This window comes from Alicyclobacillus sp. TC (assembly GCF_016804365.1).
Taxonomy (GTDB): Bacteria; Bacillota; Bacilli; order Alicyclobacillales; family Alicyclobacillaceae; genus Alicyclobacillus_I; species Alicyclobacillus_I tolerans.
This window is the reverse complement of record NZ_CP044434.1, coordinates 587,418-601,044: the sequence shown is the minus strand read 5'-3', so window position 1 is coordinate 601,044 and position 13,627 is coordinate 587,418. Positions and strand designations below refer to the sequence as shown.

Genomic DNA, 13,627 nt, shown 5'->3' with positions numbered 1-13,627 from the left:
GCCTTCGAAGTCTTGAAGAAATACACATTGGCCAACCGTTCATTCTCATAACAACGCAAAATCAAACCCACCAGAGTTGATGCTGGCGTTCCCGAATCCGTAAGCGTTTAAGAAATTCCACTGCTTTTTGAAATCCCTCTTCCACCGACATCAAGCTATCTTCATGTTCAATACTGACAGTCCCTGTATAACCCACTTTTTGCAGTGTACTGAAAATGGATTTCCAGGTTTCTTCACTTTGACCGTAACCAATCGTTCGGAAAATCCAAGATCGCGCCAATTCTTGCTCATAGGGCTTCGTATCAAGCACACCATTGCGGCGGACGTTATCTTCATCAAAAGCTGTATCTTTGGCGTGCATATGAAAGAGTGCTCCTGCTTCAGCGAGAATTTTCAAACTTGTGGATGGATCAATACCTTGCCAGAAAAAGTGGCTTGGATCGAAATTCACACCAATCCACTCTCCACAACGTTCGCGCAATCGCAATGCAGTTTCCGTATTATAGACAAGAAATCCGGGATGGGGTTCAATTGCAACGCGTACTCCATACTTCTTGGAAAAAGTGTTCACTTCTTTCCAATAAGGTATAGCGATTTCTTCCCATTGCCATTTCAGCACCTCATTAAACTCTGGAGGCCAGGGACAGGTGACCCAGGATGGATGTTGTGAATATTGCGATTCTCCCGGACATCCTGAAAAAGTATTAATGTTTTCTACTCCTATGAGGGCAGCCAATTGAATCGTCTCTTGAATTAATTGACGAGCTTCTTTTGCCGATTCTGGATGAGGATGGAGAGGATTGGCATGACAAGAAAAAGCGCTAATTTCCAATCCATGTTGGCGTATGGTATCTAACCATTCTTGTCTTCTTTGTTGATTCTCTAACAACTCCTGAAGCGGGCAATGTACATTCCCAGGAAATCCACCTGTGCCGATTTCAAGCGTTTCCAAGCCACTGGATGCCACTTTATCTAACATCTCTTCAAAACTTAGATTCGCAAAAAGAACAGTAAAAATACCAATCTTCACAACTCTATTCCTCCTAACAGCACGTTATGGCGAGTTGGTTAACCAGCCTCTGATAGAATTGCAAAAGATAGGGAAGCAATGAAATATGTATCAACTCTGCAAGGAAGGTAGTGTCTCCAACGCTTGAACTTTGCCACAGATTGGCTGTTTCATCTCATGAGGTGCTGCCCATTCTACAGCATTAGCCAAGACTCGTTGAATTTCCGGGTGATGATAGGTGGGGAAAGTTTCATGACCAGGTCGAAAATAAAAGATTTTTCCTAATCCACGGTGATAGGTGCACCCGCTTCGAAAGACTTCTCCCCCGCTGAACCAACTGAGGAAAATCAATTCTTCGGGCTGGGGAATATCAAAATATTCACCATACATTTCTTCCTGCGGAAGTTCAATGAATTCATTGATTCCTTGAACAATCGGATGATTAGGTTGAACTACCCAAAGCCTCTCTTTATCGTTAGCCTCACGCCACTTCAAATCACAGGAAGTACCCATTAACCTTTTAAAAACCTTGGAAAAATGAGCAGAATGCAGAACAATCAGTCCCATACCTTTCCATACTCTCTGCACGACTTTTTCGACAATTTCATCTGAAACTTCTTGATGTGCAATATGCCCCCACCAAATGAGGACATCTGTCTCATCTAACACTTTGTCATTCAACCCATGCATAGGTTGATCGAGCGTAGCCGTTTTGACGTCATACCCCTTTTCACGAAGTGGAGAGGCGATTGCTTCGTGAATACCATTTGGATATAAGGTACTGACTTTCGGATTTTTTTGCTCATGACGAAATTCGTTCCATACCGTTATGCGAACAGACAATAAGAAAACCTCCACCATAAAGCATCTAAAGCGTTTTCTCGACTCTAACACGTTTTTTTTACAAAACCATGACAATCATCTCATTCTTGCGTCTATCTTGAGAAAAACTAATTACAACTACTGCGCAATGTAACCGCCGTCGATAACTACTGCCTGCCCTGTAATGCTACGTCCTGTGTGGCTAGCCAAAAAAAGCACGTAATCAGCTATTTCGCTCGTTTCCAAGAGTCGCTTTTGGGGTACAAGTGGATAAATAACCTCTTCCAAAACTGACTCCAAGGGAACACCTCGCTGAATAGCTAAATCCTTCAACTGGTTTCGCACCAGTGGAGTATCCACATAACCTGGACAAAGCGCATTTACAGTTATGCCATGCTCGGCCCCCTCTAGTGCGGCAACTTTGGTCAGACCAATTACACCATGTTTAGCAGAATTGTAAGCAGCTTTGCCCGCAAATCCTATAAGTCCGTTAATAGAAGCTATATTGATTATCCGCCCCCATTGACGTTCTTTCATATATGGGAAAGCGTACTTTATCGACAAAAAAGGACCTACCAACATCAGTTGCAACAACTGTTGAAACTTATCTGCAGGAAATTCTTCAATATTAGCTACGTACTGCATACCTGCGTTATTGACAAGAATATCTAAGGATCCATAAGAATGAACCGCAAATTCCAAGAGACACTTGACATCATTTTCTGCCCCTGCATCAGCCTGAAAACAAATCGCTTCCAGACCTCTCTTCTGCAATTGAGACACGGCTACATCTGCAGCTTCTTTGCGAATGTCAGAAACAACCACTTTAGCGCCAGCCTCAGCCAAACGTTGAGCAATGGCAAAACCAATGCCGCTGGCTGAACCGGTTACTACAGCCGTCCTGTTGGCTAACGACAAAGATAGCATGCTATCTCTCCTCTTTCGATGGAATGAACCGACCAAAAGTGAACCGCTCACCGCCTATGCTGAACATAGAGATGGGATCTTGTAACTGATATGGTGATGAATTCAATTCAATCGTCCATCGAGCATCTTTGCCCATTCTGCCACTGTCATGACCTCGGCTTGCCTAGGAAAAACTTTTTCTATTAATACTCGATGCACTTCTTCATCAGCATCTAAACAGGCGTCAGCAAGAACCACCAACTCATAATCTTTGTCAGCCGCTTCACGCAACGTCGAAAGTACGACGCCACTAGTGGCAATACCACAAAGAACTAAGCGCTCAATGTGTTGGGCACGCAACAGCACTTCTAAATCACTACCTGTAAAAGCACTCACACGCAGTTTCGTAACAACAGCTTCTTCAGGTTGCGGTGCTACGGACTCGTGAATTTGGGTTGAAAATTCAGATTGAATCATGTCGTTTGGATTTTTGGCAATTCTAGAAAATGATAAATTTCGACTGCTAATTTCAGGATAACCAGGACGAAACGCGACCCTCACAAAAATCACCATAACTTCTGATTTTCTCGCCAAAGCCACCGCATGCTTAAACGGTTCAAGCACGCTAGGATCTTCTGCGAAACGTGAAACAATGCCATTTTGCATATCCATAACAAGAAGAGCAGTTTGACTCATAGGCAATTGCTAAACACCCCCAACGCTCAATTCTTCACTTGACTAAGTTTGCAATTTGTTCGTTGACTTGAAAATTACATAAACCACCGTGATAGCAAACGACTTGTTCAATATCTAAGGCAGCAAATTTTTTTAGAGACTTCAGCGCCTCTTCCATATCTGGTGTTGCCTGTGCGCTGGGTCCAAGAAGCTTCCCATTCTCACTCACCATCGCGTCCCCCGTAACCAGCGTCTTACTATTACGATGGTAGAGACTGATATGACCAGGTGTGTGCCCTGGGGTGTATATCACTTGCAAACCTCCAAAAAACGGAAGCCACTCTCCATCTTCTACTGTTTGATTGACTTTAGCTTGGGGAGGATTCAAAAAGATACTCTCCACCTGACTGCGCATCTCTGCTGGTACTTGTTCCAACATCTGAGCAACACGTTGGCGATTCATTTTGATAGGTTCTTTTTCACCTTCAATGTAAGGTTTATCCTCCGCGTGAGCATAGACAGTAATCGACTTTGGAAGCTCCTTGATTAAACTTTCAATGCTTCCAACGTGATCGATATCCTGATGCGTTAAAATAACGGCAGTTATCGTTTCAAACGACACTCCCGCTTTTTCCACCGCTTCGCGAATTTCATTGAGTTGCCCGGGCATGCCCGCGTCTACTAATATGGCTTGTGAATCATCGTAAAAGAGTGTTGGATGAATTAAATTTTTCCTCCCCATTATATTCATTTCCAATTCCAGCATTTCGACTCCATTGGCTATCTTCATCTATCCCAAGCTGATTTTTCACAGCTTGGGTTTCACCTCCTTATGAACAATGAAAACATGCAACTAATTTACGTTGACGTTAACTGAATAACTTGTATAATATCCTAGACCAAGTGTAAATCGCAATCAACTCGAATATATTTTCTTTTCTGTAGGATAACCTAGAGCCATGTCCTGTAGAAGGAAAGAATACAACCAAAATCAGCTTAGATAAGAAACGGAGGTATATGATTGGCACAACAGGATAAATACTTTTTGACTATCGACAACGTTGCCAAACAGCTTGGTATCACACCAAGAACGCTTCGTTACTATGAGGAAGTTGGACTCATTTCTGCAGCAGCACGCACAAATGGAGGTCATCGACTTTACGATGAAAAAACGATAGACATGCTGCAGCAAATATTGCGTTTAAAAGAGCATCTCGGCATTTCACTGCAAGAGATTCAAGAAACGTTGTCTGCTGAACAATCCTTGCAAGAATTAAAGAAGAATTTTCAAGAGCAAAATGAAAATATAGAAGAACAAAAACGGATCGTCCAAAATTTTATTCAAATACTAGAAGAGTTGATTGAAAAAATGAATCGAAAAGTAGAAAATGTTCAAGCAATGAAATTGCAATATCAAGAAAGAATGGTTCGAGCTAAAAACTTGTTAAAAGAAATAGACTGTTCAAAGGAATAATTCCCCCGTCCAATTGCATAAATACCACAAATACTAGACTCATTGGACTCATGGTCCATGAGTAAATTTATATTTCTTCCCCTAAATACTAGCTCATGAAACCCATTTTTATAATTAAATTATTTATAGTATTTATTGGTATTTGTATATAAAATCAACAGATAACTAGTAAATCTCTTATTTTGATAACAAAAGGAACTTATTCTAGGTACTTCGCCATTGGAGTTCTTTCACTTTCTGCTATTTCAGGAATACAGTTCTTTACGCCTGCCAAAATACAAGCTTTTAACGATTCTCTTGTTAATAAAACGATTACGTTCTCAAGTGATTGGCGGAAAAGCTTACAATCCTATTCAACATCAAAACTTGGAACCACATGCATGAAACAAAGTTTGGGATGGTATGCACTGGAAAATCTTTCATTCCACTTGGGATTATAAATATACTCAATCTACAAGTATTGCGCCCACTTATTAGCATTACGGATCAATTTTTTAATCTGCCTGCACAATCTTTCAATGAGACGCATATTCCGGACCAAGTTCAACCGTTTGAAGGGAGCTATTGTTAAAGAGATGAGCGCTGTCCGTCCATATATGAGCGGTGCAGCGCCAATTTTTTAATTCCTTGATTGATTTTCTGTTAGTTCTCATTCGTTCATCTCTCTCATGAATATTCCGTTCGTATCCCTTACCTCTACCCGCAAAACATATTGGCTTTCTATATTTTCATATTTCAACTGTGTTAGCCTGTTTGTAACGCTCATCTCTGTTTAAACGTTTCTTTTCCTTTCTCGATCCCGTCGCTTTGCATTTCCCCGTTCACCGTTATGACGACAGGACATATGCTTACGGTGCTCGAAAGTATTGTAAACGGAAATAATGTTCCAAATGTTTCAATTCAATCTCTTTCGTTTCAAAATATAGATATGAGTCCAATCGGAACATTTTTAGATTGTCGAAGCACAATCTGTTTCGTATAATGAACGTATCCTAGTTCCTTGAGGGCAAACCTGTTGAAAGACAGGGACGCAAAACTGCGGGTCCTGGATGGAAAAATATAAAATTAAGCCAGGATGGCTGAGTTGCAAGGGTTCGGTAGGAAATCTTACCGAAATGGGGTAAAGGGAATTGCACAACATTCAGCCTAAAACAATGACAGACAAAGAGAACAAAAGGGATACTGAAAGCTTACAGGATTGGGAAGGTTTAATGGCAATGGCTCGAGACTTTGGTTTAACGAAAGAAGAAGTCAGACGCTTCCTCTCTTCCCGCACTATCCAAACGTTGTCTTGAAGGAATAATGTCAATAGTATGAAATGATTCACTTTTATTTAAAATTTACACATGGAGTGGGCGGGGAGACATCTGTGATTGGCAAACGCATACAAGCCTTACGAAAATCTCGTGGTTGGTCGCTCAATGAGTTGTCTGAGCGTTCTGGGGTAGCCAAGTCATACCTAAGTATGATTGAACGAGACAAACAACAAAACCCGTCCATTCAAGTTTTGGAAAAACTTTCTCATGTCTTTCAAATTCCCTTGGTGGAGTTATTACCTGTGGATGTGGTATCCACGGTGGATTCAGAAAATCCATACGGGCTTGATGAAGAATGGCTAGAAATTGCTAGAGAAGCAAAACTTTCCGGGATTGATATTGAAGAATTCAAACAATTTGTTGAATATCAAAGATGGAAAAAAATCCAGGATAAAAGGGATTCTTAATTTTTTATATAATCCGTATCAGTGGCATAAATCAAATGTTTAATCCTCATTTCTTGCGCAATGAGGATTTTTATTTGGAAATTCTCTATTTAGAAATGATTTTCAATATCCCTATCTCTCTTTTCGCAATCGACTCCCTAAGAAAAGCATTCCTATGCCAAGCAGAATAAAACTCAAAGCTTCGGCTAAAGTTTCCAATACAGGTACCCCAGTCACGGGAGATGTTGCTCCAATGACAGAAGATTGACCAGGAGATGAAATGGGAATGACATGAACTGTTTGTCCTTCTGAATGCCCGCCTGACGGGTGACTAGAAATGCTAGAAACTCCCCTTGACTTCCGTTTCCAGAACCTGGTTCTCTAATCGGCGGTGCATTCCCTCCTGATGGATTGGGCTGCGTTACAGTAACAGGAGGATTTCCTCCATTGGGTAAATTGGGCTGAGGTGGTCTATTGGGCGTTGTCGGACCTGACGGATTAGAAGGTGTGCCCACGGGAATCGCTTGAACTTGCACTTGCATATAGCCTAAAGCCCCTGATAATCATTATGAGCGCTTAAAGGCCATTGAAGCGTGTACTGAATGAGCAAGGATTGACCTTCCAATAAAGTAAAAGGTTTGGATTGTACTGTTTGAGAAAAAGGACCCTGTGTTTGAATGGTAGCTTCTTCATCCCCAACGACATAAGCCGTATCACTCATATGCGGTGGAAAATTATCATATTCAAACGCTTTTTGATATCCTGTTCCTGAATAGTCTTTGGAGATATAGGTGCTGGACAAAGTTGTGCCTGTATGACCATTATTTGAAAACAAAGGTCCCCATAGTTTTGTTGTAAAGACCACTTGCTCAGTAACATTTGTTTCGTTCATGATTTCTACAGAACCTGTGCGTGTATCCCCGGGCACTAAGTGATGAACATTAGAAAAAATATGACTTCCATCAGCATATTGTGTAAAAGCTAAACCACCAGAAAATGAAGACGTAAGAGACGGATCGGCCAAAGCAGTCATGCGAAATAATCCATCCGACAGCAATAAAATGCCCACTAACGTACTTCCTGCCACGGCTATGAATCGTTTAGGAAGACGCAATCGACTCATCTTGCACTCACTTCCTTTCAACTACAACCCTACTTTACGAAAACTCTCTAATTTGAAATTTGCGAAACATTCTCATGTTGCACTACATAAGCCCAAGTCATTAATGTGTTGCTAGACGTATTCGGTACAAATGGCGAGGAATTTTTGCAGCCAGCCTCTCCAAGCGGGGAAGTATCCTGTACATAAAGTTGATAGACTACTACTGCAGTTTGTCCCGGAGCTAGAGGAAACCAGGTGGTATTCGAATATGCTGCACTTCCTGCAACGGAATCTACTGCATTAGGAAGTGATAGTGGAATGGATTGTTGTAACTGATTCCAATTGGTGTTTCCCAAAGAAAATATTTGAGAAAAAAGTAAAGAGCCTGAAGCCAGGACAGTACATGACGGATCATTTCCACCTGCTACAACTTCTTGTTTCAGCTTGCTAGCATTTAATTGAGAAAAAAGAGATTGGAAAAAAGATTGCCACGCAACTTCAGGGATATCCGCTACTGTATGGTATCCTTCCGACTGCAAAGAAGAAAAGAATTGTTGACAATAATTTTGCAGAATTTGTTGTTGTTCAGGGGACCATTGGCCGTTTGTCATATAGGCTAAACAACCTGTTAAATGAGACTGATTTTGAATCATTGTTGGCAATTGCAATAACCATTGCTGACAACGCGGCGCAAAAGAAGATATATCAAGATTAGCTAAGGATGTTTCCGTGCTACCAACCGTCCATTGCTGATTTTGTAAGTCTTCTATTAAGGATTGAACAAGATCCTTTTCATCGTTGGTAGATGGCAAAGTTAAAATTTTATAACTACCCGCCAATTCATGTGCCGCGTTAGGATTTCCACCTAAATATAAAGTAGCTGCTGAATCTAATCTAACCCATTCATTCACCGTACCCGTATTTGTAACCATATAAAGAATATCTCGATGAGGTTGAAAATGATTATTCAAAAATGCTGAATAATCTGTACTATCGTATGGTTCGATGAGTAATGAATGGTTTGTGTCTTGCTTTAATTCCACTTGCACAGTCCCCGTTCCAAAAGATACAGGGGATGATTGCGTCTGGTGTGTGAACAATGCATAGGTTCCACTTATGCCTATCGGAACCATTGCAGACATTGTAGATAAGCCAAGATAATATAGCCAACTTTTCTTCATGAAACAACACGCCCCCTACTACTGAACAGCCTTTTGATAAAATGCAGAATATAAATGGATTGACTAAAAATCTGTACGCCAAACGTGTGGAAGATTTTTTCAAATCTGCACTCTTTGCGTAATGAACAATGATTCTATGGATTCATTGCCAAAGACTGCAGACTTGTCAGTGAAATATCAGGGAGCCCTGCCGAAAGGGTCCACTTTCGGCAGGGAACTTTCAAATACAGAAGTGCACAAATGGCTCTAACAATAAATCGCAGGTGATTAGCTTATGAAATTTATAGGTGGATTAGGTGATAATGTGGTAGAATCATTACCACTTGGGGATGATGATGGTACTCCTGGAGTACCTGTTCCGGATGTTGGTCCATTCCCACTTGGGGATGATGATGGTACTCCTGGATTACCTGTTCCGGATGTTGGTCCATTCCCACTTGGGGATGTCGGAACAGAACCACTTCCAGAAGTTGTACCAGTGCTTGACGTGTTTTGAGTAGGACTGGTAGGCGAAGTCAGAATTGGATTTTGGTCATCGTTATGGTTATTTTCCCACTGTGCAGCATTGAATACTACCTGTGCAGTACCCCATGCGTCTTGATAGTCATTTCCTGCATGTATCGGCAATTGGCCCGTGTATTCAACCACCATATATTGCCCAGGTTGAAGGACTATACCCTGAACGTCCGACGACCCACTGAACGGCGTCTGTCCGTTCATAAACGTCCCCGTCTGTTGTGGATAATCCTGTCCTGTTGCCGGATTGTATCCGGCCTGGTTGTACGTATAAGTAATCGTGTTTGCAATGATGTCACTTGCAGGTGTCAATGTTTGGCCATTACTACCTGTCACAGTGAACGTGGGTGCCTGTGTGCTACTGTTTGTCGCATTCATAGTAACAGTCGGTTGCTCATTATATATCTGGTAATTCAATGTATAACTCGCAGGATGATTATCGTGTTCATACTGCGAATTTTGTTTGGTATCAGGATAATCTACCGATTCCCAATCCCCGCCCATCACCTGAGGACCATTCGAGAGTAAGCGCGGTTGCCAGAAATCAGCGTACGTCGACTGTGCTGTAGAAGCTACGGGTGAAGCACTTGATGGCAATGAACCCTTTTTATATCCGTTGAGCGTTGTCTCTTTCCCATTGTTGAGTCCATCATCCCAGAAGATTGGACCATGAGCCTGAGTATTAATGTCTACCACTTCATTCACACTACCTGTGTTTTGCACCACCACATAAGAACCCACGTAATCTCCTGGTACCATGTTGTAAAAATCAATCGTGTGATTATTCGAGAAGGTTTGGAACCCTTGGCCTGTCGTGGCAATATCGACTACACCTGCACCAAAGGTTTGCGGATTCGACTGTGCTTGTGCTGTAAATAATGCGTACGATCCCGCTCCCATCATTGCCAACCCAGCTAATGATGTGGCTGCTGCTGCTCCTATTTTTGATTTCATGCTGAATTTCATCCTTTACCCCTCCATAATTTTTTATATTTGAACCTTTCCTGCGATCTCGTTTTATCCAATTGACAAATGATAAGCGAGAATTAGTTTTTCACAGGAACGGACAAACACTGATTGGTTTCGACTAATCGCAAATTCATCATTCATTTTGTTAACCGCAAACCATCACATTACTGTAATGAATTTACATAACTTTGGATGTCATTTTGAAGTTCAGTCACTGAGAGACTTCCAGAATAATTAAAGTTAAAATCTATCTCAGTGCCTGAATTATCAAGCGTGATATTATACGCCTGCGAGCTGCCAAGCAGCTGATTAATATAGTTTTCCACACTGGTCAGGTTAGCATTGGTAGCTTTTGCACTAGTCAGCACAAGTTGTACATTGGTTGTAATGCTCACCGAACCTCCCCCCGTAGTTATGACAGTACTTCCGTCATTTAAAACGGGTTGTTGAGAATCCGAATGATTATTCTCATACTGTGCCGCTTCTAAAGAAACACTAATATTTCCCCAAGCATCTTGATAATCATTTCCAGCTTTTTTGGGCAATTGACCGCTATAGTCAAGAACCAAATACTGTCCTGGTGCTAATACAATACCTTCTATTTTCGATGAACCACTCATCGATTGCCCGGCTTGAATTGTCTGCCAACTATAGGGATTCATTTCTGTATCAAAGCCATCTGGGCGATAAGAGTACGTTACTGGATATTCAGGTTGAACTATTTGACTGTTACTGGCTGGAGTGCCTTGAATAACAACTCCTCCATTTGAATCATCAAACAGATATCCAGAATAAGATTGATAGATTTGATATTTGACCGTATAAGACGCAGGATAATTATCAAACTCATTCAATGGATTATGCGATGATTCCTCATAATCCACTGACTCCCAACCTGAATTTCCATTAGTGTCAGTGACAACAGTCGGTCCATTGGCCAATAATCGAGGTTGCCAGAATTCTGCATACGTAGATTCAGCTGTAGAAGCTACGGGTGAAGCACTTGATGGCAATGAACCCTTTTTATATCCGTTGAGCGTTGTCTCTTCCCCATTGTTGAGTCCATCATCCCAGAAGATTGGACCATGAGCATGAGTAAGCACATTGACAATTTCATTGACACTTCCCGTATTGTGAAAAACTACAACTCCACCTGCGTAATCACCTGGGACCATGTTGTAAAAATCAATTGGATGATTATCAGAAAATGTTTGAAATCCTTGTCCTTGCGTTTGAACATCGACTACACCTGCACCAAAGGTTTGCGGATTCGACTGTGCTTGTGCTGTAAATAATGCGTACGATCCCGCTCCCATCATTGCCAACCCAGCTAAGGATGTGGCTGCTGCTGCTCCTATTTTTGATTTCATGCTGAATTTCACCCTTTACCTCCTTAATATTTAAATATTTTTATTGAGGACTTAAATCTTCAAAATGATACCGAGCTATCATTGGAGCATCAGTTCATTCTGCAGATTTAATGTTTATTTGATCTCCTATTCTTTATATTTTTAAATTCATTAATGGATAGGAGTTTCAAATTTCTCGATATTCTCTACGAATGAATCGCATTTTGTTCTTGGAGCGTAGGTGAATCATTGTTCTCCTGATTGCTTTTCTTTTGTAAATTTAAAATTTCTTTGAATAGAGAGACCATACTACTGATGATGAGAAAAGCACCGGGTAAAATAAGTAACGAACCGTCTCCCCAACGACCGTGCAAAAAGTTCAGATAATACCCTGCATAAGGGATAGTAAAATGCGTGTACTCTCCAACAATATTGCTAGCCGATACTGTCCATGGATCTACTGACGGATTTGCGTCTCCTTTGGTTTGAAACATCATCTGGCCATTTTGATCGAATTCCCTTACGATTCTGTGTGTAACCAATACATTGGTCATGCCGTTAAAACCCGAATTTTGGGGTACATGAAATGTGATAATATCGCCTGGCTTTAAATCCGCAACATTCACATGAGGATTATCAAAAATCACTGAACCTGTATCAAATGTGGGGGTCATTGATCCAGAAAGCACTTCATACATGGTTTTTCCAGCCACAACCGGATTACCATCATGAATTCTTGATGACACTGTCAAATAAAGTGTAGAAGCAAAGATAAATACCATAAGACCAATCACAATACCATTTATCACACTAAATATTTTTCGGACCATTATACTTGCCTCCCCTTTATCTCTCGCTCCAACTCTAATCTAATTCATTGAATTATCTTGGAGATTTTTACAATCCTTAGATTGGATAGAATTTCTTACTGTCCATGTTTCTTAATTTTTTCCTGAGCCAGTTGTTGGTTGTTGCACCTGCGGCAATTCTGTCGTCGAACCTGTCGATGTTGCTTCTGTCGATGTTCCTGACTGCAAACTTGAAACTTTTGCTATACTTGATTGCTGAACTGTTTGCTCTTTGCTTGCTAATTTTTGCAAATCCATCACCTGGTTTATATCAGTAGTAAGCCAGCCAGGTTCAGGATCTCCTATCTGCGCAACGTCTATTTGTAAATCTGATTTCAAAGAGTTCAGTTCCTTCTGAATTACACTGATAGATGAACTACTCGGTGATTTTTTAAGTTGTCTTCCATAAATTTCTAAAAGGGAGTGGACTTCATTCGGAAATATCGCTAAAACAGAAAATGTTTGTGTAGCAGGTACCGCTGTTTCATCCGTTAAAAGGGCAAATGATTCGTTCAGCCTAAGACTGGATGTTTGGAAAGCCAAAAAGCCTGCTATGAGCCCAGTAGCAACGGCTACCAGTGAGCCCATTTTTCGAATTATACGGCGTCTACTGCGGCGCTTCACTAAATGACGAATAGCCCGACGGGTCATGCCTCCCTGAACAGGAAACCAATCTTTTTGAGACACTGTAAACTCTCGCCCTCCATATGTTCTTAAAATAAAAAGTTATTCATTAAATAGAACATATAGCTAGATTAAATCACGGCTTCTGGAATGCCTTTGACTGTGAATGTGCTCAGTTCTCTCTATATCCCTTTACCCTTTACCGAGCAATGAGTACGTGAGTAAGCGAAACCCCAGAATCCTTCAATGGTGTTCTTCAAAACAAAATATATTCATTATTAAGAACACCTGAATGTATAGTAACGCATCCCAAATCAATAATCAATACTTTTTTCATTATTTTTTTTTGTGTTCGCAAAGCATATATATTTGGATGGATCTGGGATCTCATAGCGTTCGCATGACATAACTCTGATAACTTAGCACTTGGATATACCAAGTTCTTTATAT

15 protein-coding genes and 1 riboswitch are annotated in these 13,627 nt (G+C 41.0%); of the genes, 3 read left to right on the top strand and 12 right to left on the bottom strand.

What is annotated here, in order from left to right; all coding sequences use genetic code 11:
- Nucleotides 1–61: 61 nt before the first annotated feature.
- The 5 genes from FY534_RS02940 to FY534_RS02920 form a co-directional block, all read right to left on the bottom strand.
- Nucleotides 62–1,030, bottom strand: a complete 969-nt coding sequence (locus tag FY534_RS02940; RefSeq protein WP_203115155.1) for a sugar phosphate isomerase/epimerase family protein — start codon at nucleotides 1,028–1,030, stop codon at nucleotides 62–64.
- A gap of 90 nt (nucleotides 1,031–1,120) precedes the next feature.
- On the bottom strand, nucleotides 1,121–1,852 hold the full coding sequence (locus FY534_RS02935) for a ThuA domain-containing protein (RefSeq protein WP_370541544.1): 732 nt from the start codon (nucleotides 1,850–1,852) through the stop codon (nucleotides 1,121–1,123).
- Between the two features lie 117 nt (nucleotides 1,853–1,969).
- The gene (locus FY534_RS02930; protein WP_072873868.1) at nucleotides 1,970–2,758 is read right to left on the bottom strand and encodes a 3-hydroxybutyrate dehydrogenase; all 789 of its coding nucleotides are present in this window, start codon (nucleotides 2,756–2,758) and stop codon (nucleotides 1,970–1,972) included.
- Nucleotides 2,759–2,860: 102 nt separating this feature from the next.
- Nucleotides 2,861–3,433 (bottom strand): cysteine hydrolase family protein, encoded by a 573-nt coding sequence (locus FY534_RS02925; protein ID WP_072873944.1) that lies wholly within the window; start codon nucleotides 3,431–3,433, stop codon nucleotides 2,861–2,863.
- 34 nt (nucleotides 3,434–3,467) lie between these two features.
- The gene (locus FY534_RS02920) at nucleotides 3,468–4,202 is read right to left on the bottom strand and encodes an MBL fold metallo-hydrolase (RefSeq protein ID WP_072873867.1); all 735 of its coding nucleotides are present in this window, start codon (nucleotides 4,200–4,202) and stop codon (nucleotides 3,468–3,470) included.
- Between the two features lie 231 nt (nucleotides 4,203–4,433).
- Between FY534_RS02920 and FY534_RS02915 the strand changes: the two genes are divergently transcribed.
- The 3 genes from FY534_RS02915 (at nucleotide 4,434) to FY534_RS02905 (ending at nucleotide 6,609) form a co-directional block, all read left to right on the top strand.
- Nucleotides 4,434–4,886, top strand: coding sequence for a helix-turn-helix domain-containing protein (locus FY534_RS02915; protein ID WP_072873866.1), 453 nt, complete (start codon nucleotides 4,434–4,436; stop codon nucleotides 4,884–4,886).
- 995 nt (nucleotides 4,887–5,881) lie between these two features.
- Nucleotides 5,882–5,978, top strand: a riboswitch (cyclic di-GMP riboswitch).
- Between the two features lie 62 nt (nucleotides 5,979–6,040).
- A complete protein-coding gene (gene sinI, locus FY534_RS14965; protein WP_207549721.1) occupies nucleotides 6,041–6,181 on the top strand; it encodes a DNA-binding anti-repressor SinI in 141 nt (46 codons plus the stop codon).
- Between the two features lie 74 nt (nucleotides 6,182–6,255).
- Nucleotides 6,256–6,609: a helix-turn-helix domain-containing protein gene (locus FY534_RS02905; RefSeq protein WP_203115514.1), complete on the top strand. Its 354-nt coding sequence runs from the start codon at nucleotides 6,256–6,258 to the stop codon at nucleotides 6,607–6,609.
- A gap of 212 nt (nucleotides 6,610–6,821) precedes the next feature.
- Here FY534_RS02905 and FY534_RS02900 read toward each other — a convergent pair whose 3' ends face one another.
- From FY534_RS02900 to FY534_RS02870, 7 genes are all read right to left on the bottom strand, one after another.
- Nucleotides 6,822–7,130 carry a hypothetical protein gene (locus tag FY534_RS02900; protein WP_203115142.1) on the bottom strand — a complete coding sequence of 103 codons (309 nt, stop codon included), beginning with the start codon at nucleotides 7,128–7,130 and terminating at the stop codon, nucleotides 6,822–6,824.
- Nucleotides 7,131–7,135: 5 nt separating this feature from the next.
- Complete coding sequence (locus FY534_RS02895; RefSeq protein WP_203115140.1) at nucleotides 7,136–7,711, bottom strand: hypothetical protein; 576 nt, start codon at nucleotides 7,709–7,711, stop codon at nucleotides 7,136–7,138.
- A 47-nt stretch (nucleotides 7,712–7,758) separates the two neighbouring features.
- On the bottom strand, nucleotides 7,759–8,871 hold the full coding sequence (locus FY534_RS02890) for a hypothetical protein (RefSeq protein ID WP_203115138.1): 1,113 nt from the start codon (nucleotides 8,869–8,871) through the stop codon (nucleotides 7,759–7,761).
- 267 nt (nucleotides 8,872–9,138) lie between these two features.
- Nucleotides 9,139–10,341: a TasA family protein gene (locus FY534_RS02885; RefSeq protein ID WP_203115136.1), complete on the bottom strand. Its 1,203-nt coding sequence runs from the start codon at nucleotides 10,339–10,341 to the stop codon at nucleotides 9,139–9,141.
- A gap of 179 nt (nucleotides 10,342–10,520) precedes the next feature.
- On the bottom strand, nucleotides 10,521–11,726 hold the full coding sequence (locus FY534_RS02880) for a TasA family protein (RefSeq protein WP_203115134.1): 1,206 nt from the start codon (nucleotides 11,724–11,726) through the stop codon (nucleotides 10,521–10,523).
- Between the two features lie 185 nt (nucleotides 11,727–11,911).
- Nucleotides 11,912–12,535 (bottom strand): signal peptidase I, encoded by a 624-nt coding sequence (locus tag FY534_RS02875; RefSeq protein ID WP_203115132.1) that lies wholly within the window; start codon nucleotides 12,533–12,535, stop codon nucleotides 11,912–11,914.
- A 111-nt stretch (nucleotides 12,536–12,646) separates the two neighbouring features.
- A complete protein-coding gene (locus FY534_RS02870; protein ID WP_203115130.1) occupies nucleotides 12,647–13,240 on the bottom strand; it encodes a hypothetical protein in 594 nt (197 codons plus the stop codon).
- Nucleotides 13,241–13,627 lie beyond the last annotated feature (387 nt).